The sequence below is a fragment of the Pontibacter sp. 13R65 genome, from assembly GCF_047525655.1.
Classification (GTDB): Bacteria; Bacteroidota; Bacteroidia; order Cytophagales; family Hymenobacteraceae; genus Pontibacter.
Genome location: NZ_JBLIQL010000015.1, coordinates 25530 through 51293 on the forward strand (window position 1 = coordinate 25530; position 25764 = coordinate 51293).

General features: G+C 47.0%; 19 protein-coding genes. 10 read left to right on the plus strand and 9 right to left on the minus strand.

Going from position 1 to position 25764, the window contains the following annotated elements; all coding sequences use genetic code 11:
* Window positions 1-109 precede the first annotated feature (109 nt).
* Together ACMA1I_RS16305 and ACMA1I_RS16310 are read right to left on the minus strand one after the other, a co-directional pair.
* Window positions 110-499: a GtrA family protein gene (locus tag ACMA1I_RS16305; protein ID WP_337069475.1), complete on the minus strand. Its 390-nt coding sequence runs from the start codon at window positions 497-499 to the stop codon at window positions 110-112.
* A 397-nt stretch (window positions 500-896) separates the two neighbouring features.
* Window positions 897-1340, minus strand: a complete 444-nt coding sequence (locus ACMA1I_RS16310; protein ID WP_337069476.1) for a hypothetical protein — start codon at window positions 1338-1340, stop codon at window positions 897-899.
* Between the two features lie 233 nt (window positions 1341-1573).
* On the opposite strand from ACMA1I_RS16310, the gene ACMA1I_RS16315 reads away from it, so the two are divergent.
* The 8 genes from ACMA1I_RS16315 to ACMA1I_RS16350 all read left to right on the plus strand — a co-directional run bounded on the left by ACMA1I_RS16315 (window position 1574) and on the right by ACMA1I_RS16350 (window position 10756).
* Window positions 1574-2128: a hypothetical protein gene (locus ACMA1I_RS16315; protein WP_337069477.1), complete on the plus strand. Its 555-nt coding sequence runs from the start codon at window positions 1574-1576 to the stop codon at window positions 2126-2128.
* A gap of 137 nt (window positions 2129-2265) precedes the next feature.
* Entirely contained in the window at window positions 2266-2841 is a 576-nt protein-coding gene (locus tag ACMA1I_RS16320; RefSeq protein WP_337069478.1) for a TonB family protein, read from the plus strand.
* An 86-nt stretch (window positions 2842-2927) separates the two neighbouring features.
* Window positions 2928-3380: a nucleoside deaminase gene (locus tag ACMA1I_RS16325; RefSeq protein ID WP_337069479.1), complete on the plus strand. Its 453-nt coding sequence runs from the start codon at window positions 2928-2930 to the stop codon at window positions 3378-3380.
* An 87-nt stretch (window positions 3381-3467) separates the two neighbouring features.
* Window positions 3468-4076 carry a superoxide dismutase gene (locus tag ACMA1I_RS16330; RefSeq protein WP_337069480.1) on the plus strand — a complete coding sequence of 203 codons (609 nt, stop codon included), beginning with the start codon at window positions 3468-3470 and terminating at the stop codon, window positions 4074-4076.
* A gap of 464 nt (window positions 4077-4540) precedes the next feature.
* Window positions 4541-6022, plus strand: a complete 1482-nt coding sequence (locus tag ACMA1I_RS16335; RefSeq protein ID WP_337069481.1) for an MBOAT family O-acyltransferase — start codon at window positions 4541-4543, stop codon at window positions 6020-6022.
* Between the two features lie 3 nt (window positions 6023-6025).
* The gene (locus ACMA1I_RS16340; RefSeq protein ID WP_337069482.1) at window positions 6026-6991 is read left to right on the plus strand and encodes a hypothetical protein; all 966 of its coding nucleotides are present in this window, start codon (window positions 6026-6028) and stop codon (window positions 6989-6991) included.
* Window positions 6992-7113: 122 nt separating this feature from the next.
* Window positions 7114-9507, plus strand: a complete 2394-nt coding sequence (locus ACMA1I_RS16345; protein ID WP_337069483.1) for a DUF2339 domain-containing protein — start codon at window positions 7114-7116, stop codon at window positions 9505-9507.
* A complete protein-coding gene (locus tag ACMA1I_RS16350) occupies window positions 9452-10756 on the plus strand; it encodes a DUF3999 family protein (protein WP_337069484.1) in 1305 nt (434 codons plus the stop codon). The genes ACMA1I_RS16345 and ACMA1I_RS16350 overlap by 56 nt, the downstream gene beginning before the upstream one ends.
* A gap of 578 nt (window positions 10757-11334) precedes the next feature.
* On the opposite strand, the gene ACMA1I_RS16355 is transcribed toward ACMA1I_RS16350, so the two are convergent.
* Entirely contained in the window at window positions 11335-13557 is a 2223-nt protein-coding gene (locus ACMA1I_RS16355; protein WP_337069485.1) for a protein-disulfide reductase DsbD family protein, read from the minus strand.
* A gap of 898 nt (window positions 13558-14455) precedes the next feature.
* On the opposite strand from ACMA1I_RS16355, the gene ACMA1I_RS16360 reads away from it, so the two are divergent.
* Both ACMA1I_RS16360 and ACMA1I_RS16365 read left to right on the plus strand, forming a co-directional pair.
* Window positions 14456-15772: a hemolysin family protein gene (locus ACMA1I_RS16360; protein ID WP_337069486.1), complete on the plus strand. Its 1317-nt coding sequence runs from the start codon at window positions 14456-14458 to the stop codon at window positions 15770-15772.
* Between the two features lie 29 nt (window positions 15773-15801).
* Complete coding sequence (locus tag ACMA1I_RS16365) at window positions 15802-16251, plus strand: N-acetyltransferase (protein WP_337069487.1); 450 nt, start codon at window positions 15802-15804, stop codon at window positions 16249-16251.
* 262 nt (window positions 16252-16513) lie between these two features.
* On the opposite strand, the gene ACMA1I_RS16370 is transcribed toward ACMA1I_RS16365, so the two are convergent.
* The 6 genes from ACMA1I_RS16370 to ACMA1I_RS16395 form a co-directional block, all read right to left on the minus strand.
* Window positions 16514-17032: a gamma carbonic anhydrase family protein gene (locus ACMA1I_RS16370; protein ID WP_337069488.1), complete on the minus strand. Its 519-nt coding sequence runs from the start codon at window positions 17030-17032 to the stop codon at window positions 16514-16516.
* 184 nt (window positions 17033-17216) lie between these two features.
* Window positions 17217-18401: an aldose epimerase family protein gene (locus ACMA1I_RS16375; protein WP_337069490.1), complete on the minus strand. Its 1185-nt coding sequence runs from the start codon at window positions 18399-18401 to the stop codon at window positions 17217-17219.
* A gap of 210 nt (window positions 18402-18611) precedes the next feature.
* Window positions 18612-19667: an arabinan endo-1,5-alpha-L-arabinosidase gene (locus ACMA1I_RS16380; protein ID WP_337069491.1), complete on the minus strand. Its 1056-nt coding sequence runs from the start codon at window positions 19665-19667 to the stop codon at window positions 18612-18614.
* Window positions 19668-19706: 39 nt separating this feature from the next.
* Complete coding sequence (locus tag ACMA1I_RS16385) at window positions 19707-21698, minus strand: glycoside hydrolase family 97 protein (protein ID WP_337069492.1); 1992 nt, start codon at window positions 21696-21698, stop codon at window positions 19707-19709.
* A 444-nt stretch (window positions 21699-22142) separates the two neighbouring features.
* On the minus strand, window positions 22143-24134 hold the full coding sequence (locus tag ACMA1I_RS16390; protein WP_337069493.1) for an alpha-L-arabinofuranosidase C-terminal domain-containing protein: 1992 nt from the start codon (window positions 24132-24134) through the stop codon (window positions 22143-22145).
* 123 nt (window positions 24135-24257) lie between these two features.
* Complete coding sequence (locus tag ACMA1I_RS16395) at window positions 24258-25751, minus strand: arabinan endo-1,5-alpha-L-arabinosidase (protein ID WP_337069495.1); 1494 nt, start codon at window positions 25749-25751, stop codon at window positions 24258-24260.
* Window positions 25752-25764 lie beyond the last annotated feature (13 nt).

Consider the following 25764-nt stretch of genomic DNA (forward strand, 5'->3'; position numbering starts at 1 on the left):
GCCAGCTTATTGCACCAACAGATATAACTCCTGATAGTTATGCTGAAGAAATTCTGCTAATAAAAATCGCCTTCCGGAGGTATTTTAAGGATTTGGGGGTAAAGAGCTTTTAAAAAGTAAAGAAGTAGTTCAGGAAAAAATTCCAGACAAACACGATAAAGGTGGCCCCCAGCTTAGAAAGGTAAAAGTTGGCTTTTAGTTTATCGGAGAAAAGGTACAGCAGCAGCGTGTGAAATACCAGTCCAAGTAGCGCCACCGACATAAACTTGCTGTATTGCCACCCTAGCCCCGGGTCGTGATTATGGAATGTCCAGATGCGGTTCAGGAAAAAATTGTTTGTTACGGCCACCACAAAACCAGCACTATTGGCTACGTACTTATTCCAGCGCAGCTTCTCCTTTGCAAGGTAGGTAATACCAAAGTCCAGGGCTGTGCCGGTAAGGCCTACCAATCCAAACTTCAGAAACTTCAGCAGAACAACATCTGTACTTTCGACCATACGCGATTAAAGGTGAAACAAGGCAGTAGGTTAAGCGGCATTGCAGGTATGGGGACAAATTTAGCGCAACTGGCTGTAAAATGTATGACCTATTTTAGAATTTAGTCATACTGTATAAAACTGCCTGTTACACCTTTCTTTAAAGTCAATATTTTACTTACCAAAAAACACCAAAAATTATCTCTAATATCTGACATCCGTAGCGCCACATGTGGTGCAGGCAAAAAACAAAGAATGTTACAAGTGCCCTACCAACCGCACAAGCAGGCTCAAAACAACTACAAAAAAGCCACACCTGTTAGGCATGGCTTTCGTTGTTGAGTTTGTATAAAAGCGTTAAACACTTCCTATCGGTAAGACATAGCAGGCAGCCCGAAAACAGAGCCTGTTGTTGGATTTACTTAAAAAAACCTCCCAACTTATCGCCAAGGCCTTTGGTTACTTTATCTTTCATGCCGGCTCCAAACAAGCCCATTATGTCTAATTTGCTCAAGCCATCGCCGGTTACCTGGCCTCCGAATTTCTGCATCAGAAACGAAATAACAAAGGGCCCAACCTGCTTGGCCGTTTGCTCCGGTATTCCTAGCTTGGAGGTAAGGTCGCCAACATAATTAGTGATCATGCTATTTACAGCCGGATGGTCGCCAACTGCTTTATTACCTTGCAGCAAATCCATAATGCCTCCAAAGTCTCCGTTCACAGCTTCTTTTTTCAGCCCTTCCGTCAGGTTATCTTTTGCCATATCCACAGACCGATTTGCTTTGTCAGGCTCCAGCTTAAATTTATTCTGCAACTCCCCGGTTAGCTGCCCTTTTACCTGTGATATTACTTTATCTAACATAGTTGTATTTTTTAGAATGGTGTGGCGCAGGCACTATTTTAGGCCTCCTTCTGTTCATTGTCTAACGGGAACCAGAAAAAGAAGATTTTAAAGCATACAAAAACCTCTAGCCTCTAATACTTTTTGCGCTAGCAAAATAATTTAAGTTGGCTTTAGCACGTTTGGCAAAGTAATTGCATCCGCAGCTTGAAGTTTTTCTGCTACCGGATTTTAGAATTTTGCCTACTAAACCTATGAACTTTCGTTACCTAGCCTTTTTAGTTATAATCCTGATAGCTGGTGCCGCATTTGCCAATACCAAGCTTAAAAAAATCAATATCACCAAAGAAATTAGCGTGATGCTACCGCAGGACTTTTTGCCTATGCCAGACGACGGCATTGCACGCAAATACCCTTCTACTACCAAACCACTTGCTGTGTACTCAAGCCCCAATGGCCAGGTAGATTTCAGCGTAACACAAAAGCGCACCCGTTTTAAAGAAGCCGACCTCGAGATGCTGCGCGAGTTCTACAAAGCTTCTATAACAGAGAAATTTACCAATGTTGATTTTATAAGAGAAGAAATTACTTCTGTAAAAGGCAAAGACCAGATCGTGTTTGAATTTGTATCTACGCTTACAGACACGCGCCAGGGCAGTAATCTGGCTCCGGTACAGCGCTACAGCATTATACAATATGCCGTGCAAGGCGACCAATTGCTAATTTTTACCTTCCATGTGCCTTTTACCATGAAAAAAGAGTGGCAGCCTACTGCACAAGAGGTTATGAAATCTATAAAAGTAAAATAAACCTTCACATTCCATTCATAAGGCCTCTCCTGCACAAGGAGGGGCCTTTTTTTATAAGCAAAAAATATTATTAAATTGTTTTTAAGAAATATAAAAACGATCATATATTTATAATACTTACTATAAAACCTCCTTACATGAAACAGTCAGCTGAAAACAAGATTTCTAAAACAAGGATGATCCTGGTGCTACCCTTGCTTGTTTTCCTGATGTTCCTGACCTCATCCAGCACCTTGCCCCTCTCTCAGGAGCAGGCACAGAATAAGACATCAGCCTTAGAAACAGAGATACAGGAACCTGTGTACCCAGGTGGAAAGCAAAAGTTGTATCGCTTTATTGCAACGACAGTCAGGTATCCGCTAGCGGCACATAATCAAAAGATGGTAGGCTATGTAGTGGTACAGGCTACTATAAATGCAGAAGGCAAAATAGGGGATTTTAAAATGGCTTCACCAGCTCCGAATATCTTCCAAGAAGAAGTAATCAGAGTACTCAAGAAGATGCGTACCTGGTCGCCTGCCACACAAGGCGGTGCTCCAATCTCCTCCACGTATCTGTTCCCAGTACATTTTACTTACAAAGACGCCAATGACGAAACCTTCTCTGCTGAAAAGCCTAATCTGAAAGCGCTGGTAAAAAGTGTTTCTTCCGAATCTGACAATCCGGTATATCGTGCAGACGAAATACTGGTAGTGGGGTATAAGCAGCCATAATAGCACCTGTTGCTATACCTACATCAGCCGCTTCTTTTGCAGGAGCGGCTTTTTTTATACCTTCGGGTAAAACAGCAAAACCAATTATGGGAATTTTATCTATTCACAGCGATGAGTATTTTATGCAGGAGGCGTACCGGCAGGCAAAAAATGCCTTGGCAGAAGGCGAGATACCGATAGGTGCTGTTATTGTTTGCAACAACCGCATTATAGCCAAAGCCTATAACCAAACCGAAAAGCTGAACGATGTTACAGCGCACGCCGAAATGATTGCCTTTACTGCCGCCTCGGAGTACCTGGGAAACAAATACCTCCACGACTGCACTTTATATGTTACCGTAGAGCCTTGTGTGATGTGTGCAGGAGCCAGTTATTGGGCACAATTAAAGCGGGTAGTATACGGTGCGGCAGAACCCAAACGTGGCTACAGGCGCTTAGGCGTAAACCTGCTTCACCCCAAAACAGAGATGGTGAGCGGCATATTAGCACAGGAGTGCGCCGAACTCATGACAACCTTCTTTACAAGTAAAAGAAATTAACTATATTTGAAGCATATATTTTAAGAACAAACGTATGCGCAACTATGTGCGTATGTAATGTTACACATATAAAACTATATAAAAACTATGGCTTTTGAACTTCCACAACTTCCGTATGCTTACGATGCCCTGGAACCACATATCGATGCTCGTACCATGGAAATCCACCATACCAAGCATCACCAGGCCTACACCACTAACCTGAACAACGCTATTCAGGGAACTGAGTTAGAAGGTAAGTCTATCGAAGAAATTTTAACCAGCATTCCGGCCGACAACAAAGCGGTTCGCAACAACGGCGGTGGTTTCTACAACCACAACCTGTTCTGGACAGTGCTATCTCCAAACGGAGGCGGCGAGCCTACTGGCGAGTTGGCAGATGCTATCAACTCCGCTTTCGGTTCTTTCGACCAGTTAAAAGAGAAATTCAATGCAGCTGCTGCTACACGTTTCGGTTCAGGCTGGGCCTGGCTTTGTGTAAAAGATGGCAAGCTGGAAGTATGCTCTACTCCAAACCAGGACTCTACTCTTATGCCTTTCGCAGAAGGTTGCGGCGGACAGCCAATTCTGGGTCTGGATGTATGGGAGCACGCTTACTACCTGAACTACCAGAACCGTCGTCCTGATTACATCAGCGCTTTCTGGAACGTTGTAAACTGGGAAGAAGTAACCAGACGCTTTAACGAAGCAAAATAATCTTTTAGATTATAGATGCTAGATCTTGTTTAGGCATCATAGTCTAAATTTGAAGAGCCCTGCCTTAAACAGCAGGGCTTTTTCTATAGACATAGGGTTTCAGACACAGGACACAGGATTTTCTGCGATTCGAAATCTTGATCATCATCAGCAGCAGCAGGCTATCCCAGTCGGCAATTTCATTGTATTCTGAATCTCAGATTAATAAGATGCCTAAGATGGCACAGACCACTTAATTCCGAATTTTAGACTGCATAATTCTTTCATCTGTTACTCCATAATGCCGGCAAACGAGCGGCCACGCCAGGAGCTAAATTCATCGGAGAAAAAACGGATTAAAACGATCAACTCTACTTCTGCTTCAGAAAAGATCTTGTGTCTTATACCCTGCGTTCTTTCAAAAAGCCTTTGTCCCTTCCCCGGAAAATAAAGAAATTAGCAGTTGCTTAACCCGCTGCCGCCAGATGCTGTTCAACTCCATCGAGTTTCTTGTCTTTTTCCCGACTGTAGTTGCGCTCTACTACCTGCTGCCTCACCGATTCCGGTGGGTATTGCTGCTGGTGGCCAGTTACGTGTTCTATATGTTCTGGCGCGTAGACTATGCCTTGATCCTGGTCCTCTCTACCTTCATCGACTATACTTGTGGCCGTATGATGGGCCGCCACCCGGAGGAGCAACGGCAGCGGCGGAAGCCCTGGCTTTGGCTCAGCCTGCTCTCCAACCTTGGCATCCTCTTTACATTTAAATATTTTAATTTCTTCAGTTCTGCAGCGCAGGACCTGGCGCAGCTGCTGGGTGTAACCTATGCCGCCCCTGCCTTTGAGCTGCTGCTGCCAATGGGTATCTCCTTCTACACCTTCCAGACCATAAGCTACTCTATTGACGTGTACTATGGCCGCGTAAAGCCGGAGAAGCATTTGGGCATCTTCGCCCTCTTCGTCACCTTTTTCCCGCAGTTGGTGGCCGGGCCGATAGAGCGGGCAGGTAACCTGCTGGGCCAGCTCCGCGAGAAGCACCAGTTCGACTACCAGCGCCTTACCGGCGGGCTAAAGCTCATGGCCTGGGGCCTGTTCAAGAAAGTGGTCATCGCTGACAGGCTGGCGCTGATGGTCAACCAGGTCTACGGCAACCCCACCGATTACGAGGGCCTGCCCCTGCTGGTGGCCACCGTCTTCTTCGCCTTCCAGATATACTGCGACTTCTCCGGCTATTCCGACATGGCAATCGGGGCGGCACAAGTAATGGGTTTCCGACTGATGGAGAACTTCCGCAGGCCTTATTTTTCCACAAGCATCCGTGAGTTCTGGAGCCGCTGGCACATCTCCCTCTCCACCTGGTTCCGCGATTACCTCTACATTCCGCTGGGAGGCAACCGCGTCGTCCGCTGGCGCTGGTATTACAATCTCTTCATCACGTTTTTGGTCAGCGGCCTCTGGCACGGCGCCAACTGGACCTTTTTGGTGTGGGGGGCGCTGCATGGCCTCTTCCTGATACTGGAGGTTGCCTTCGCCCCTCAACGAAAATCAAATTATTCTAATAAAAACACAAGTCCAGAGCTTAAAAAGGCTTTTAGAGCGCTAGGGACTTTTGCTTTGGTATGCCTGGCATGGATCTTTTTCCGCGCCGAAACCATCACCGATGCCAGCTATATTTTAACCCACAGTTTTACAGGCTTTGCCGATAGCCTGCAGATTATACTAGGTCCAACGAGCAAGCTACAACGGGATTATCTATTTCTTGGCTATTCAGGGTATACTTATGTGCTATCGTGGCTCCTACTCTTTGTATTGGTGAGTGTGGAGCTTGTGCAAAGGTCTAGACCTATCCGTATACGCTTAGCTGCTGCTCCCCTGTATCTACGATGGTCGGTTTACAACCTTTTTGTGGTTGCACTAATCATTTTGGGTATTTTTTCCGATACAGCATTCATTTACTTTCAGTTCTGATAAATGAAAAAGCTGCTCCTGAAAATCCTGCTATTCCTAATCACCTTGCCAATTACTTACCTGCTGGTAATTGCTTTACTGATCTTCACAAACCTAAATAATTTATTTAATGTAAGGCTGGATAAGCCTGGCACAGGCATAGGCAACACCACAAGGCGTATGCAGGAAGTAGCACAAATTACTGGCCCAGTAGATTTCCTGTTTATCGGCTCCTCCCACGCCTACCGGGGTTTCGACACACGCATTTTTGACGAGGCAGGTTACAGCTCCTTTAACCTCGGCACTACGGCACAAAGTCCGCTCAACACCTATTACCTGCTTCAGGATCATCTCCCCCGTCTGCAGCCAAAGTACCTGGTAGTAGAGCTATATTGGGAGGTGCTGAAAGATAACGGAGCGGAAGCCTGCATAGACCTACTCTCTAGCGTTCCAGTAAACAAAACAATGGTTGAGATGACTGTCTCAACCCAAAATGTAAGTACATTTAATACATTGATAGCTGCTGCATTTAGTCGAATATGGGAGCCACAGAAGCAAGTGGAACCGATCTTAAATACGACAGAACAGTATATACCTGGTGGCTTTGTCTCCTCTACCCTTACACACCAGACATCAAACCTGAACAAACTCAAGCCAAAAGAAGCGAAGCTGAAGCCAGAGCAGCTGGTTTATCTTGAGAAAATAATCCAGCAAGCCCGATTTCATGGTGCCACCCCTCTGTTTGTAGTTGCGCCAGTAACAAACGAGTATAAAACAGCTGTTAAAAACTATAGCGCTTTTATGAAGCAGTTAACTAACTACTTACAGCAGTATGACATTGCCTTATTAGACTTTAACGAAGGTAAATACCAGCTCCACCTCTCCTCCGAAACAGATTTCTACGATTATCACCACCTTACCCAGCCTGGCGTGAGGAAGTTTAACCTGTTTTTATTAGAAGCGCTGCGACAAGAGAAGCTGCTCAACTAAGCCGCAAGTCTTACTTTGGTCATATTCTAAATTTAGAAAGCGTAGAAACCTGTCCAGAGAATGGAATTTTCTATTTCTGCCAAAATTTAGTAATATAGGCAGCTAAATTGCCTTCTCTCCCCATGGAAATACTCCTGCTTTTGCTTCTGGTAGTGCTGGTGTTTTGGTTCGGCAACCAACTCTTAACCAAGATTAGCCAACAATCGCAGGAGGTAAGGTACCTGAACGAAGAGATTCAGAAACTGCGCGAGCTGGTAAAACAGCAGAGCAAGGCAGCACCTACAGCAGCACCAACTGAACAGCCTACTGCGGCACCTGCACCTTTGCCAAGAGAACAGCCGCTGCAAGAGCCGGCATTGCCTAGTATGCCTGTACAGGCTCCACCTATAGCCGCTTTCGCAGGCGCACCAGAGCCTAACCCAGAAGCAGCGGCAACCAAAAGCGTTTTCACGAACTTCAGAAAGAACCTCGATTGGGAGAAGTTTATAGGCGAAAATCTGATTAACAAGTTAGGTATCGCTATTCTGGTGCTGGGCATTGGCTTCTTCGTGAAATACGCCATAGACCAGGATTGGATAAACGAAGTAGGGCGCGTAGCGATCGGTATTCTGGCAGGTGGTATTTTGTTAGGTGTGGCGCACCGGCTGCGGCAGGAGTACAAACCTTTTAGTTCGGTATTAGTGGGTGGAGGTATGGCCGTACTGTACTTCACCATTGCCATTGCCTTTCATGAGTACCAGTTGTTCAGCCAAACGGTCGCTTTCCTGATCATGGTGGTGATCACAGGCTTTACTATTTTTCTGTCGGTGGCTTACGACCGCATGGAGCTGGCAGTGCTGGCACTTATCGGTGGCTTTGGCAGCCCGTTTATGATCAGCACCGGCGAAGGCAATTACATGGTGCTTTTCACCTTTGTGCTCATCCTGAACCTGGGTATTCTCGTGCTGGCTTACTTTAAAAAGTGGAACCTGCTCAACATCATTGCTTATGTGTTTACCATTATCCTTTATGGCGGCTGGCTTACCACCCGTGTCGTAGGCGAAGCAGATCCGCCTTATACTGGGGCGCTGGTGTTTGCCACCATCTTTTACCTGGTGTTTTTCCTGATGAACATCCTTAATAACGTAAGGGCGCAGCGCAGATTTACGGCACCAGAAATAATGATGCTGCTCAGCAACACCTTCCTCTACTACTCGGCTGGCATGTATGTGCTGCAGCATCTGGCAGGCGGTGCTTACCAGGGTTTGTTTACAGTAGCCATTGCCGTGTTTAACTTTGCTTTTGCCTACCTGCTCTACCAGAACCAGAAGGCCGACCGTAACCTGGTGTACCTGCTCATTGGCTTGGTGCTTACTTTCCTGAGTTTAGCGGCACCGGTGCAGCTGGAGGGAAATTATATTACCCTTTTCTGGGCATTGGAAGCAGTCCTGCTGCTGTGGCTATCGCAGCGGTCAGGCATTGCACTTATTCGGGTGGCATCGGTGGCAGTGCTCGTGCTCATGTTCGGGAGCCTGCTCATGGACTGGACCGCATACAACGCCACTAACATCGAACCACTCCACATTGTGTTTAACAAGCTGTTCGTTACCGGCATTGTGGCAGTGGCTGCACTGGCAATAACCTTGCGGCTGCTGCGCCAGGAGGTAGAACTGGTGCTGATCCAGATGCTGCCTGCCCCGGAGTATCGTGCCATAGTTGGTGTGTTGCTGGTTATTTGCCTGTACCTGACCTTACTGCTCGAACTTCGCTACCAGCTTATCCGCTATGACCAATCCTACAGCACCAGTACCTTTATACTGGCTTTTTATAATTACCTGTTCCTGGTAGGGCTGCTGCTGTTCTCTAAGCGCCTGTACCTGCAAAAGCTGACCAATGCCATTGCCGGACTGGCAGTTTTGGCCATAGCAATATACCTGGTGCTGCTGCACCCTGCCGCTATGCTTGCCCGCGACCTGTACTTAACTGAAACAGGCGAAAAGCTCAGTAATTTTACCTGGCATTACCTGCCACTGGTGCTGGTGGTGGTGCTTATGGCGCTGGTACTCCGGTTGGTGCACCAGCAGGTCGGGTTTAAAAGCAAAATCGGCAAAATCAGCTTATGGTTTATGAGCTTTGTTGCTGTGTTTATTTTAAGCGCCGAACTGGAGCACCTGGTTCTGCTCAGCAGCTATAACTCCGGCACCGACCTTGGCACCCAGCTGGCACAGATTCGAAAAATCGGTTTTGCCATCCTCTGGGGCGTGTGCTCCTTTGCCTTTATGACAATAGGGATGTCGCGCAAGTTAAAGACGCTCCGTATTATTTCGCTCACCCTCTTTTTCCTGACACTGCTCAAGCTGTTCTTATTTGATATCAGAGGCATTTCGGAAGGAGGCAAAATAGCAGCCTTTATTTGCCTGGGTGTGATACTGCTGGTGGTGTCGTTTATGTACCAGAAGCTGAAAGTGTTAATTTTAGAGGATGATGCAAGCTCAGCTGCTATTTCAGACACGCCTGCCGATGCGCCACAGCTATAGCCTTTTGCTCCTGCTGCTATTCTGGTGCAGTTGCTCTATACCCGCTGCCGTAGCGCAGCAATACAGTTGGCAGGCACCCGTACCGGCACCTACTCACAACGGCTACCACAATATTTTGCTCACTCCCGAAATAACAGGGCAGCTGCAGCAGGACCTGGCCGACATACGCCTGTATGATAAGGCCGGGAAAGAAGTTCCTTACCTGCTGCGCACCGAGGAGCCTGTGCAGTACCGGAAGCTTTTTCAGCCTTACAAGATCGTTTCGTATACCCACCGCACGGACTGCTGTTCCGAACTGGTTATTGCAAACCCGGAGCAGCGCAAGATCAATAACATCAGCCTGCTGATCCGCAATGCCGATGTGCAGAAACAGGTGGCACTCAGTGGCAGCGATAACCAGCACGATTGGTATGTGCTAAAGGCAAAAGACATGCTCTACGCCATCGAAAACACGCAGGGCACCACCGAAGTTAAGCTGCTCAACTTCCCCCTGAACGATTATAAGTACCTGCGCCTTGTGCTCAACGACTCCAGCAGCGCTCCCCTCAACATTGTAAACGCCGGCTACTACGACACGCACCCCGAAAGCGGCAAATACACGCTTCTGCCACAGCAGAGCTTTTCACGAACCGATAGCGCCGCCACTAAAAAAACGTACCTGCGCTTGCAGTTTCCGCAGCCGGTGTACCCGGAGCGGCTAGAGTTTGAAATCAATTCACCTGCTCTATATTACCGCCCTGCCCGCATCCTCACCGAAGCGGAGAGTAGCACGTTCAGGCGCCGTGGCTTGTTTCGGAAGCAAAAACGCAGGCTGCAACAATCTGCTTCGTTCCTTCCTTTCACCCTCAGCTCTAACACCCCTGCCGTGCTGGAGTTACCACGCAGGCAGGCAGAGGAATTGGTTATAGAAATTGACAATGCAGATAACCCTCCGCTGGACGTAGCGACAGTAAAAGTATATCAGCTCAACCGCTACCTGGTGGCAAACCTGGAGGCCCGTAAACAATACACCTTAAAATTTGGAGACGAGGCTGCTGCTTCTCCTGCTTATGAGTTGCAGCACTTTAAAGCTAATATCCCTACAGCCTTACCAGCATTGGAACCCGGAAAAGCAACGGCTTTACCAACAGCAGCAAAGCCTGCTAAAACACCTGCCTCCAAAATCCTGATTTGGGTAGCTCTGGCTGTTGTGCTGGCTGGTTTAGGATTGATGACAGTGCGGTTGTTGAATGAAATGAAGAAAACGTAGGCTCCGAATATCCTACAAAGCATTGACTCAAAATCACAAAAAATGCTTTGGGAGGTCAAATTCATTAGAAGAATTTACCGGAAGACTAACCTAAACCAATGTATTGCGGCAGGTGGCAACAGAGCGAACACTTGAGCCAGGTGCACCTACTGACGATTTTTTGTTTGAGCGTTCAGCGAGTTCAAAATCGTCTTGATTTTTTTGGTTCTTTTTGTATCAAGTTGGTTCTTTTTGTATCAAGACAAAAAGAACAAGAAAGCCAACAATAAAACAGCCTCAATCCATTGTCACAGCAGGGCAGTTGCTATGCGAACTTAGATTAACCCAAAAATAGCAGAAGCTAACGAATCTCGCTCACGCTAGAAGGTTATACCGTTGGCATGAAAGTACGAGCTACAAGCTCACACTAGCGAGGAATTTGAACCAAAAAGCAAATAGCCACTGCTAATGCCTCTCGCCCACAAGATCGATAAAAGAGGAATAGCGGAAGAGCAATAAATACATCCGGCTACCACACAAATGGGTTAGATTAATTGAGTTCCGTATTTACAACCTGCAACAGATGCTGTAGACAGAAACTACAGCGCCTGCTGATTGGCTTTATAAGTAGCCACTCCAGCATCAAGGAACTTGATAAAGTTTTGAACGTTTAGGTCGTAAGCAATAGGCTTTACCAGCACGTTTTCATTTTCGTCCATCAGCACGTAATAAGGCTGAGCATTCACGTTAAACTTGGTAATTTGATAATCGGCGTATTTCTTGCCGAGCGTTTTCTTCTCTTTGTTGTCGTAGCTGCTGGTGTACCACTCCTGTTGCGGCAGTTCCGATTTATCGTCTACATACAAAGCAGCAATAATATAGTTCTCCTGCAGGCGGCGAAGCACTTCCGGGTCCGACCATACGTTGGCCTCCATTTCGCGGCAGTTCACGCAACCGTGGCCTGTAAAGTCGATAAAGATAGGTTTGCCTTGCTCGGCGGCACATTTCTTAGCTTGCTCCAGGTCAAAGTAGCCTTGCAACCCATGTGGCAACGACAGGAAATCTGCATATTTTGGCTGTTCACAAATTTGGTTGGCTGATGCGGCTGCAGTACTGCCTCCACGTTGCCGAATGAGCGCGTTCAGGTCGAAATCGTGTGTGGACTGTGGCGGCAGGTAACCGGCCAGTGCTTTGAGCGGCGCACCAAACAAACCTGGAATCATGTACACCACAAAGCCAAAGGTAGCAATGGCCAGAAACAGGCGCGGCACGCTTAGGTAAGGCAGGTCAGAATCGTGCGAGAACTTGAGCTTGCCCAGCAGGTAAAAGCCCATTAAGGTAAAGATCACGATCCAGAGTGCCAGGTAAATGTCGCGATCCAGAATGCCCCAGTGGTATACCTGGTCGGCAATACTCAAAAATTTAAGTGCCAGGGCCAGTTCAATAAAACCCAGCACCACCTTTACGGAGTTCAGCCAGCCACCAGACTTAGGCAGGGTGCTCAACCACGACGGGAAAATAGCGAACAAGGTAAACGGCAGGGCAAAGGCCAGTGAAAACCCAAACATACCCATAACAGGCCTTACGGTTTCACCACCTGCTGATGCTACCAGAATACTCCCTACAATGGGACCAGTGCAGGAAAAGGATACCAGCACCAGCGTAAAAGCCATAAAGAACACACCAATCATACCACCTCTGTCGGCCTGGGCATCTACTTTGGTCAGGAAAGAACTAGGCAATGTAATCTCGAACAGGCCGAAAAATGACATCGCAAAGATGACAAACACAGCAAAGAACAGGAGGTTAGGCAGCCAGTGTGTACTGATAAAGTTAGCTCCATCTGCCCCAAATAACTTAGCTACTACTGTGCCTATGAGGGTGTAAATCGCAATAATCGACAAACCATAGATAGCAGCCTTAAAAATGCCCTGGCTCCGACTGTCGCCACTGCTGGTAAAAAAGCTAACTGTCATGGGAATCATTGGGAAAACACATGGTGTTAGCAGGGCGCCTAGCCCAAATATAAAGGCTACCAGAAAAAAGGCCCATAAACCTCCAGACTCTGCTTCTTCGCCTGGATCGTAACCTTGTAGCGGTGCTGGTGCAACCGGCTCTGTTGAGGCAATGGCAGCCTGGCCGACTGTATTACTGTCGGCGGCAAGAGCTGAGGCTGCGGTATCTACCGAGGCAGCTTCTGGTGTGGCTGCAGTTCCTGCAGCATCTGGCACAGGTGCTTGTGTGGCCCCTGCCGGAGCCTCTGGCTGTTGCCGTGCTTCTGACGGGGAAGTGGTGGCAGGTGTTGTGCCGGGTGCCGGCGCGGCGGCGGCTGTTACCTGTATCTGGCTGGTGTTAAATGTAAAGTCATCATCAAAGGGAATACATTTGCCTGTTACATCGGTACACACCTGGTACTCATAAGTTCCTTTTACAAGCAGTCCGGCCTGCAGCACTTTAATCTTTTGCCGGAACTGGGCAGTGCCTACAAAATAGGTGTACTCTCCATCCCACAGGTCATCGTACTTCTTTTTTGGATTGATAGGCTTAACCTTGCCTACCAGCTCGTAGGAAGGATGTTTGGCAAACTTAAACTCCGTTACCATGGGCCCCAGGTCCGGGTCGAAGTCGGAGGAGTAGAGGTACCAGTCTTTGTCGATGCGGACGTTGAAAATGAGTTCCACCTCCTCTCCTACTTCTACTTGTTTTTTAGACACATCGTAGCTCCAGGTAGCCGGTTTAAGCACCTGCGCCTGTGCTTGCCCTACAAGGGTAAACAGAAGTAAAAGCGGCAGCAGATGCCGTAATAAAGTCAGGTTGTTCATGAAGTAATCTATAATTAAAGCACTACCCTGGCAACTCCAGCAGCAGTACATATGAAGCCAATTCTAAATCAGACAAAAACAAACCTTGTGTACCAGGTCATGCTGTTTTAGATCGTAATACAAAAGTACGGAATTTACCTTAAAGCGGCATACCGCCCGTGGTGGCAGCATGTGGTCCAGCTTTTAACTGCATGCCGGAATGTCAGACTTAAAACGCCTTGTTGAAGAGAAAAGGTATTTTAATGTAGCTACATTATTTTATAGATTTCATTTTCTTCGTCGCATAAGGAGCAGCTACCTCATAATTAAATAGCTCGTTCACCTATTCTAGCCTGTTCTTCACCCTTTAAACCGGACCGTTAACTTACAAGCTCCCGAATAAGCTAAATTTAAAGTACATTTTAACAGAATATTTTTATATATTTCATAACATCCTACAGCAATTGCTACCAATTATTAAACCTAGTTAGTTAACTGCTGCATTTTGAGAAAGCTTTAAATTTAAAAACAATAGAACAAAAATTTTAACCAAGACGATAACATTCCTTCCAAGACACGCTTCAGTATAGGTGTATAAGCTGTTTCCGAAAGAGATGAGGCGAAGTAATCAGATCGCTTCCACTTCAGCCGGATGCCAACGAGTTGTTAAAAACCGTTAAAGCACCCACAGCAAAGCCAACTACTGATCTCCTGCCTAGTGTCTAACAACAAAAGGGCGCCTTAGGGCGCCTTTTTTATTATGCTATGCAGGTGTATATTAAAATAAAAGGGCTCTTTTGCGATGCTAGTGGCTTCTCGCAATGCTTTTGCAATTCAATTCACATACTCTTCTAGTAAAAGCACGTATTTTAGTTAATTTTACAGCTTTAGCGGTACTTTTATACAGCTAATTCCCCCTATGGCCTTAGACATATTTTTAACTATACTACTTGTTGCCCTAAATGGCTTCTTTGTGGCAGCTGAATTTGCTATTGTTAAAGTAAGATCCTCTCAGATAGAACTGCGGGCCCAAACCGGCAACACCCTCGCTAAACTAACGCAGAACATGCTCTCTCACCTCGATGCCTACCTTTCGGCCACGCAGCTGGGTATTACACTGGCATCGCTAGGTTTGGGTTGGATTGGGGAAAGCGTGGTATCGCGCATAATCATCAATATTATGGAGGCTTTTGGCTATGGTGGCAGCGACGAACTGGCGCACAAAATTGCCCTCCCCATTGCCTTTGCCTTGATTACTGTTTTGCATATTGTGTTTGGTGAGCTGGCTCCTAAGTCGTTGGCCATTCAGCGGTCTGAGTCTACTGCTTTGGCTGTTGCAGTGCCTATGCGCTTTTTCTACTTTGTGTTCAGGCCGTTTATCTGGCTACTAAACGGCTTTTCCAATTTTATTTTGCGTGCCGTAGGCATCAGACCACTGCATGGCACCGAGGTGCATACCGCAGAAGAACTGCGACTGCTGTTTGAGCAGAGTATGGAGGGTGGCGTGATCCATGACTCGCAGCATGAGCTCATCGAGAATGTATTTCAGTTTAACGAGCGCATGGTAAAGCAAATATTGGTGCCGAGAACGAAAATGGTAGCCGTAGACATAAACATACCGGTAGAAGAGCTGATGGAGGTTATCTTTAACGAAGGTTACTCCAGATTACCTGTTTACAATGGCAACATCGACAATATTGTAGGTGTGCTTTATGTAAAAGACATACTTACACTGCTGCGTCTGAAGGAACCCATTGTGCTGTCGAAACTCATCAGGCAAGCTTATTTTGTGCCGGAAACGAAAAAAATCAGCCTTTTGCTAAAGCAGTTCCAGAAGCGCCACATGCACATGGCCATTGCCACCGATGAGTTTGGCGGCGTATCGGGCATTGTCACGATTGAGGATATTATTGAGGAGTTGGTGGGCGAGATACAGGATGAGTACGATGAGGAAGTGCCAATTGTAGAACAGCTCAACGACTATGAGTACAAAGTAAATGCGTCTGCCTCTATAACAGACGCAAACGACCACCTGCCATATCCCCTCCCAGAGGGTGAAGATTACGAGACTGTTGGCGGCCTGGTAAACATGATCTATGGTCAGATACCAGAAGATATAAACGACACAGCCCTTTTTAACCAGTACCAAGTTAGCGTGCTCGAAAAATCAGAGCGAAAAGTAGAGTCGGTGCTACTCAGAGTGCGGGAGGAAATGCAGGAGAAATCTGCTTCGTAAAACTCTTTTTAAATGGGGAAGATAATGGCATGATCAGACCTTACGAAACAAAAGATCGTGAATCCCTTGTTGCTTTACTACAGCTTAACATTCCGGAGTTTTTTGATGCTTCGGAGGTGGAGGACTTTGTTGTGTACCTGGAACAGGATGCTCAAAACTATTTTGTACTGGAAGAAGCTGGTCGCATTATCGGTTCCGGCGGATATAACTGGTTCGATGGTGGCGCTACTGCCCGCATTTCCTGGGACATCATTCACCCCGATTTTCAGGGGAAAGGCTTGGGCAAAACGCTTACCATATTCAGAATAAACGAGATCAAAAAAAATCCGGTTGTAAGGCTAGTTGTCGTCCGGACCTCGCAGTTAGTGTTCCTGTTCTACCAGAAGCTTGGGTTCAAGTTAGAAAAGATAGAAAAAGACTTCTGGGCCAAAGGTTTTGACCTGTACCAGCTGAGACTGGAAATTCCTGAACCTGCATAATCAAAGACTGGCTCTCCCTGCTGCCACGAGCTAAAAGCCGGTGGCACCGGTAGTTTCTATTTATGAAGTATACCCCCTCAAATAGTACACGCTCAAATTATTCCAATAAAAATGGCCTTCAGGATGCAAAATGAGCATGAATTGTTCTAGGGTAAAAAGAGCAACATAATTTTTAAAAGCTGATAGCTTCAGTACAAAACAATGAAAGCTGCCTCTAGCGAGGCAGCTTTCATTGTTTTGTACTTGTTAGAGTACTTTTGGGTTACATGGGGCCTGTAAACCAGCTGCTGTACATCACATATTTGTTTGCCAGTTTTTCCAGACCAGCCTCCTGCTCATCGTTGATCTGTTTTACTTTTTTGGCCGGAATACCGGCATAAATAAACCCTGACTCACAGATGGTGTTCTCCAGCACAATGGCTCCGGCTGCAATAATACAATTGCTTTGCACCAGTACATTATCCATTACAATGGCACCCATCCCTATGAGCACATTGTCCTCTATTACGCAACCATGCACTATCGCATTATGCCCGATAGAGACATTGTTTCCTACAGCTGTAGCCGCTTTTTCGTAGGTACAATGAATTACCGCGCCATCCTGAATATTGGTTTTATTGCCGATCCGGATACTGTTTACATCTCCTCTGATAACGGCATTAAACCATACCGAGCACTCGTTGCCCAATATTACATCGCCTACGATAGTAGCGTTTTCAGCAATAAAGCAATCGTTACCCATTTGGGGTTTTTTACCTTTTACAGGAAGTATGACAGGCATATCAGCTTAAATTTTATTATGTAAAATGATCATCTGTTTACAGCAGGTGTACGCGCCTCAGCAACAAAGTTACAAAATGCTCCCTGGGATATACTGGCTCCGGCACAAGCTCTTGCATAAAAAAATGCAGCAGTTCTTAGTTGCCTGAAGCAACTAAGAACTGCTGCAACACTCCTTTAACGAATTATTGTACGGAAAACTTGTAAACAGAAGTGGTTTTATATGTTTGCCCAGGGTTTAGCTGGGTAGACGGGAAATTTGACTGATTCGGAGAATCCGGGAAATGCTGTGTCTCCAGGCAGAAGGCGGATCTGTGTTCATCTTTCGCACCTGTTTTCAAGGTGTTTTTGCCTTCCAAAAAGTTGCCGCCATAAAACTGAATGCCCGGCTCCTCGGTAAACACTTCCATTACAATCCCGCTCTGGTCACCTACCACAGTGGCAGCTTTGGTCATTCCGCCACCTTGTGTGGTGTTCAGCACAAAGTTGTGGTCATAGCCTTTGCCGAAGTTCAGTTGCTCGTGGTCCTGCTCTATTCGCTCGCCAATTTTTGTCGGTTTCCTGAAATCGAATGGAGAGCCTTCTACTGGGGCCAGCTCGCCTGTTGGTATCAGGGTTTCGTCTACTGGCGTGTAGTGATCGGCATTAATCTGCAGCAAGTGGTTCTTAATGGTACCACTGCCTTCGCCGTTCAGGTTAAAGAAGGCGTGGTTGGTCAGGTTTACAACGGTCTTTTTATCTGTTGTTGCCTCGTAATCGATCTTCAGCTCGTTGTCGTCGGTAAGGGTGTAGGTCACCTTTACATTGAGGTTGCCAGGGTAACCTTCTTCCATGTCTTTAGAAAGATACGTCAGTTCCAGCGTTTTGTCATCTACCTGGCGGGCATCCCACACTACACGCGAGTAACCTGTTTCGCCACCGTGCAGGTGGTTCTGGTCGTTGTTGGTGGCAAGCTTGTATTCGGTATTGTCTATTTTAAACCTGCCTTTGGCAATACGGTTTCCGTAGCGCCCGATGGTGGCACCAAAAAAGGTATCAGCTCCCTTGGTAAAGGAGTCCACATCGCCAAAGCCAATTACAACATCGCGCATGTTGCCATCTTTGTCTGGCACCAAAAGGCTGATGATTCGACCGCCGTAGTTGCTGATGGCAGCCTGTACATTGTTTTTGTTCTTCAGGATGTAAAGGTCTGTTTCCTTGCCATCTATGGTCTTCTGAAAATCTGCCCTGGCCGGTAGTACAGCTTGTTCGCTGCTGGTAGTTGTTTCAGTTGCAGCTGTTTCTTCGGTTGTGGAAGTTTGGTTACATGCTCCCAACATTAGCATACCGCCACAGAGCAGGGCAAAAGGTAATCGGGTGTGAATTTTCATGTTTCGGTCTTTTATATAAAAGATGGATAGATACTAGCGTAGTGCCTCTTCAGCAGCAGCAAAACTACTCTTTGTTAGGCATATCTCCTTCAGGAAATAAATTATTCTAATAAAAATGCCCTTCCAGAGCCTTTTAGCTATATAAACGGCTTATAAAGTTTTGATAACGGCAAAACTGCTTCCAAGGTATGTGGTTAAAGCCAGCTACAATTACTCTTTGCCCTGAATAATGGGCCAGCCGTCTTTGGTCCAGTTCAGCTTTTCGATGCGCAGTTTAGGCGCTCCGTTAGCATTGGCATCGTAGCCATGGAAGATCAGGTAATCGGTGCCATCAAACGTATAGACGGAGTTATGACCTACGCCATGCCAGTTTTCGTCTCCTTCTAGTACCAGTGTACCTCCTGCTCTGTTCAAAGGTACTCCATCTTTGTCTACATAGGGGCCAGGGATTTTTTTAGACCGGCCAACAATCATTTTATAGGAGCTGTTTACGCCTTTGCAGCAGTAGTCTATAGAAGCAAAGAGGTAGTAGTATTTGCCTTTCTGAAAAATAAAGGGTGCCTCAATGGCATTGCCTCCTGCATCTACAGGGTTATTGTCTATAGCTGGCGGATTAGGTGCCGAAGGATCTTTTTTGCGACTGGCAATAGTAGGCAGGTTGTCCGGGTTTTCGGCAATACTCTTCCTGTCTTTGCTCAGCTTTACCAGTTTCAGCCCATCCCAGAAGGATCCGAAGCTCATATAGGCAGTACCTTTTTTATCGGCGATTATATGCGGGTCTATGGCGTTCCAGTTGGTTTTACCAGGGTACGACTGAATAATTTTACCATGGTCTGTCCACTTGTAGTTCCGGTCGTTCGGATCTAAGGTAGGATTTGTAACCAAGCCGATGGCCGAGGTATTTTTACCAAATGCCGATACCGAATAATACAAATAATACTGGCCGTTGTAAAAGCTGATGTCTGGAGCCCAAATGTGGTTTTTAAATCCAGGAATGGCATCTACGGCCCATTGTGGCGCTGTTTCAAACACAGGCTTTTCTAGCCTCCAGTTCTTCAGATCGTCTGAAGACCAATTGGAAATGCCGTGACCAGTACTGAACAGGTAATACCGATCGCCGTGCTTGGCCATAACCGGATCGTGTGTAACAATATCCTGCCTTACTTCTCCTACTTGCTGCCATTTTTCCTTTTCCTGCGCCTGCACCTGCAGACTTATACCTGCCAACAAGAACACCAGCAGCAGGCCTTTTAACTTCAACTTCATATTCTATTTCCTTCTGTTTAAGATTAACCTCAACCTGCACTAAAATACCATCACAAATCCGCCATTCGGTTTCAGGGTAACTTCCTGGGTTTTATTGGCAGATAAATCTATGGTGTTGTTCCGGAACGATGATTTTTCGTTGCCGTCGGTTATGTACTCGCCTTTTGCTTTATTTATAAACGAAAGGTCGAGCTGCACTTTCTTCTCTGTGTTTTCTCCGTTAATGCCGGCCACATACCAGCGGTCTCCTGCCTTACGCGCTATTACAGCCAGCTTTCCGGGATAACCATCTACAAAACGGCTATCGTCCCAAATGGCGGGCACCTGCCGCATAAAGTTCTTTACATAAGCCGGCACCGTCTTCATGCCCCAATCCGTTTCGGCATAATGCTGGATTCCTGATAAAAACACAACCGACAGCGCCAATTCATGCCCTACCGTCGTTTTCCTGTCGATGTTCGGCACTTTGGTAAGGTTTACTGGCGTAAAATCCATTGGGTCGAAGGCGTTGCGGGTAAAAGGCAGCATAGTAGTATGCGCAGGCGCTTCATTGGCATTCTCCTGTTCAAAGGTTATAAACTCCATCCCTTTTATAGACTCCATCGTCATCAGGTTCGGGTAGGTGCGCTGCCAGCCGCGTGGCAAGGTGCAGCCATGGAAATTCACCAGCAGTTTGTGAGCAGCCGCATCGTTCAGGATATCGATGTAGTACTGCATGACTGATTGTCCGTCGCCGCCAAAGAAGTCGACTTTTACGCCTTTAATGCCCATTTGCTGCAACCGTGCAAACTCCTTCTGGCGTACTTCGCGTGTCAGCATTTTGTCGCGGGGAGTGTAGGGGGCGGTGTTCCAGGGGCCGGCAGAGTTGTACCAGAGCAGCAGACCTACATTTTTGGTTTTGGCATAGTCGGCCAACTCTTTTATCTTTTCATAGCCTATTTTTTTGTCCCAGTCGGCGTCTATGAGGCAGTAGTTCCAGTTCATGTCGGCAGCAAAGTCTATAAAGCGCTTCTGCACGTGGTACACGGTAGAGTCGTCTTTTAAAAGAACCCAGCTCCACGAGGCTTTACCCGGCTTAATAAACGACTGATCCATGGCAACAGCTGGCTTAGCCAAGTCGGTGCCTAGAGTAGATTCGGCAATGGTTTTGAGGCTGCCGATAGCTATAATACGCCAAGGCGTAAACCACGGCAACGTAGATTCAGGGTTCAGCACCTCACCAGGATACTTCTCCTGTTCCTGCGGAAAATCTATGCTGTATTCTCCTCCCGGTGACTCGGCATGCAGGCGGGTGGCGCAGTAGTCGCCGTAAGAAGCCGATTCAGTAACGAGCAGCCAGGTGCCACCACTACGAAATAAAGCAGGGAATACCCAACCTGCTTTTATAGGCGAAGGTGTACCAACTGCAATTTCTTTTTGATAATATTCTTCATAAGATGGGTTTGTCTTCTCCCAACCAGTTTTGGCATCTGACATGGGCTGTAACCAGGCCTTTGTTCCTTCTGGCATCTTAAAAGTTGTTATCTCCTTGCTGATCTTTTTCTTGTCTGTTGACTCGCCAGGAAAATGGTAGCGGAAGGCGACACCATCGTCTGACACCTGAAAAATAATGTCCACTTTCTGGCCATTTGCATTGCGCAGGTGGTAAGTTTGTTTGTTGGCTTTGTACGTATTGTTTCTGCGCTTGGCATTCAGTATCTCATAACTGTCCTGCACCGGCTCTACCTCCGAAACCGATTCCAGCACCAGTCCCTGCGTAAAGTCGGCATCGCTCATCATCACACCCAATTTTGAATCCTGCAGCACTACAGTATCCTGGCGGCTGATGCTATAGAAGGCTTTTTTGTCGTCAGACACACTGAATTTAACGCTGATGCTTTTGTCCGGACTGGTTAAGGCGGCCTCAGCCGTGCCTGTACCAGCTTCAGCTTGTTCTGATTTTGATGAAGAGCAGGCAAATGCCCCCATTAGTAGAAAAGCCCAGATAAAGACTTTGCTTTCGGGACGGAACATAAAATTGTTTTTTTGCATGGGTATGTGTTAGATGCTGATCAAATAGATTACAAATTATAAATGTTAGACCTGTTTAGTTTGAATGTTTACAATATCTCCATACTTAAAACATCTAATTCTAGGCTGCCTACTAATATAGGGTCCATACCCTAAGAATGTGCAGAAATAGAAGATTTACAAGCTGTTTCAGTAGGAATGTGTCCAAGATAAATTTTATTCTCTTATCCGCTTACTCACACAATGAAAATTTATCAAAAACAAGTTAGCCATGTAACCTTCCAGCACTTTAATTTTTCTAATGAAAAAGGCCTTCCAGAGAGTTAGAGCATCTTTTTTGCTTAAGGCTGGGCTGGGCTTATTTGTTTAAAAAGAAACCCGCCAGAGGTAAGAGGTAACTCCTAAATCTGGCGGGTTGCTCATGAGGTTTTCTTAAGAACTATAGAAACGGCTCATGTTCCTGTTTTAAGATGTTTTTACCCGGAACACGTTCACCGAGTGCGGCTTTAACGACATAGAAACAGTATTGCCTTTTACATTTACCTGCTTCTGTGTTGGACTTATAGCTTTTGGCTCTGCAAAAGAGTTTACCTGATCCAGTTTCTGGCTGGTAAGCTCGGTGTGTGTGCCTTTGCCTTGTAATTTCTTAATACCTTCTATCGTGAAATTTGCGTTCTGTGCTTTGTCGCTGGTGTTTACCACTTTCAATATCAGCTCATTTGTCTTTTTATCTACAGTGGCAGAGGCGTAGTAGCCATCCTGTCCGGTTACGGCTTTGTTGTCGCGCAGTACAGGCACCACGTTCGTACCGGCATTGGTAGAAAACAGCTTCTGCACGTAGTAGTTTGGTGTGCCATAAGCCTGCAGGTTATCTACCCAGATCATGTCCGGTGTCCACTGCCAACCTTCTGCGTGAGCAAAAAGCGGGGCATACGAGGTCATGGTTACTACATCGGCGTTTCGCTCCAGGCCAGTCATAAAAGCAGCTTCAGACAAGGCCATTTCCCAGCTGTTTTTGTTATCGGGGCTGGCAATGGCTACACTTTGTGCGGCATACTCACCTGCAAAAATCTTAGGGCCTTTGCGGTCGTAGTTATCGTAGCGAGTGGCGTTTTCGCGGAACCACTTGGCAGGGCGGTAATAGTGTTCATCTATTACATCTACACGCGCATCTTTCATGCTGCGCAGCGTCTTGTCGAGGTATTCAAACTCTTCGCCATCTGGGAACGGGCCGGTTGTAGAAATCAGCTGAATGTTCGGGTATTTTTCTGAAAGCGCTTTTTCAAACACTTTGTAGCGCTCTACATACTGCTCGCCCCACTGCTCGTTTCCGATACCGAGGAACTTCAGGTTAAAGGGTGCGGGATGGCCCATATCGGCGCGTACTTTTCCCCACTTAGAAGTAGCAGGTCCGTTGGCAAATTCGATCAGGTCCAGGGCATCTTGTATGTAAGGGTCCAACTGGTCGAGTGGCACTACTTCGCCGGTGTTAAACTGGCAGGCCATACCACAGTTTAAAATCGGCACTGGCTCAGCACCTATGTCTTCAGAAAGCTGAAAATACTCGAAGAAGCCGAGGCCGAAGCTCTGGTAGTAGTCTGGTGTGGGGCGGTGGCTGAACTCGGTGTTCCAGCGGTTTACAATCAGCTCGCGTTCTTCTGGCTTACCAACTGTCTTTTTCCACTGAAAGCGCTCATCCAGGGTACGGCCCTCTACAATACACCCACCGGGGAAACGCAGGAAGCCTGGTTTCATGTCGGCCAGCAGCTGCACCATGTCGGCACGCAGACCACCGGGGCGGTTTTTCCAAGTATCTTTCGGGAAGAGCGAGATCATGTCGAGGTCTACGGCTCCTTTACCTTTTGCCAATAAAACCATTTGTGCTTTAGGCTCTGTGGCAGAAGCCGTAAAGCTTACAGTATATTTTTTCCATTCTTTACCAGATGGTGTAAGAGTAGCTCCTCCTATTTTTTCACCTTTGGCATTTACAACTTCTATGGTCAGAGCAAGGTTGCTGCCTTCGTGCTGCCGCGCCATAACCGAAAAATCATACTGATTCCCCTGCTTTACGCCCATACCTCTGAAGCCTTCGTTTATCAGGCCGTATTCGCCCTGATCTGACTTAACCTGCAGGCGCAGGTAACGTGGGTTAGCGGGGTTTACTTCGCTGCGGTTGTGTACCAGCAAGGAGCCTTCACCACCGCCTCTTTTCTCCTCTTTCCAGCCCATCATAGGGTTATAGAATTCAAAAGAGCGGTTTTTTACCAACTCTGCATAAATTCCGCCATCTGCTCCGAGGTTAATATCCTCAAAGAACAAGCCCCACATAGTAGGTGCCACGGTGGCAGTTGGTTGATTGGCTTGTACTACAAAAGTTGATGCTTTTTGAGCCGATACATTAACCGACATCGTTAAACCCAGTGCCAAAGCAGCAAAAGATGAAAACTTACTTGTCATGTTGTGTTGTGTGTAAAAGTTGTGTTGTGTGTAAAATAGGTTAATACTTATAGCTGTTGCCTGCCGGTAGCGTGTACATTCCTCTGGCTTTGCAGGCATAAAAGCCAGAGGCAGCATTCGTGCTTATTGTTTTTTCTTCAGCCAGATAGCGGTACCATCGCCGTTGAAACCGGTCATGACGATAGTAGAGGCGATCTTGTTTTCCCAGTCCCGGCCCCGCGACACATGCACTTTATCCACGAACTGGCCTCCGTTCCATTTCAACTCCAGCCAGGGTGCGTTGTAGGTCCAGGTGTTATTACCTCCTTCGTTTATGGTGCCGTCGGCATTCAGTTTTGTAGTACGTGCCTCCGAAAAATCAGGATTTGTCTGTTCGTTGCCATAGCCTGGCACCACCGTTTGCGTAAGCACTATCTGCTCATAATCTCCGGCCAGGTCGGCAGCAGTAATGGCAGGGGTTTGCGGCACAGCGGCATAACGCTGCGGCGACACCAGAGGCCAGCCATTTTCTGACCAAACAATTTCACGGACGTGCATCACCATGTAAAAGCGCTCGTTTCCGGGTCCGCCCGGTCTGCCTTGATGGGCGATATAATACTTGTTGTTGTCTTTGAAAACAGCCGGATGCGACACGCCTTGCCAGCCGCCATGGTTCATAAATTTGTACGGCGACAGAATCATAGGTCCGTTGTCGGCCTGATCGTCTACGTTTGCTCCTCTCCAGTCTAGAAATGGGCCATCGGGGTTTGCAGAGCGGTATACGCGCACATTATATTTGCTCTCGAGCCAGTCGTAAGACACAAACAGATAGTACATTTGCTGCTGCTCGTTAAAAATAATTTCCGGGCCCTCCAGGTTGCCATTATACACCCCGTTCGTTTGCCCTCTGCGCACAATGCGTTTACCCCGGTCCCCAGGCGTTTTAGCCAGTCCGGTGGCAGGGTCGAGTTGTACTACAAACAGGCCGTCCCAGGCGGAGCCATAGTGCATCCAGTGCTCCCCTGATGGCGTTACCACTACCGAGGGGTCTATGGCATTTGTGCCAGGCCCATTGGTTTCGGATGTCACAGCCAGGCCTTTCTCTGTCCAGGGGCCTTCCGGTGAGGAGGAGGTTAACAACCCGATAGCGCTTATTCTAAAACCATCGGAGGCAAGAGAGTAGTACAACCTGTACTCGCTCCCTATTTTCATTATATAAGGAGCCCAGATAGATTGATTTGGCGAAGCATTTTTACCTCTGATGTAGGCAACAGCCTGTGGTGGCAGTCCGCTAAGCGCCCAGCCTCTGAACTCCCACTCCACCAGATCCTTCGACCGCCTCACCTGAATACCAGGCTGCACGGCTGTTCCAAACGCCACATCGGTGCTGTAAGAGTAAAAGTACTCACCTGTCTTCAGGATTGAGGGATCGTGGGTATTATAGGGGCCCCACCTGTTCGACATAGCCACAGGCGCCAGATCAGGGTAAGTATCACGAATATTGTCGATGCTGAAAGGTTGCTGAGGTTGCGTGTAAGTAGCATCGGCTATCGGGTCTTTGTCTTTGGAACAAGCCATTACACCTAACAACAACATATACCCTACTGCTTTTGCAGCCCCTGCTAGTAACTTCTTCATGTTTGTATTTATA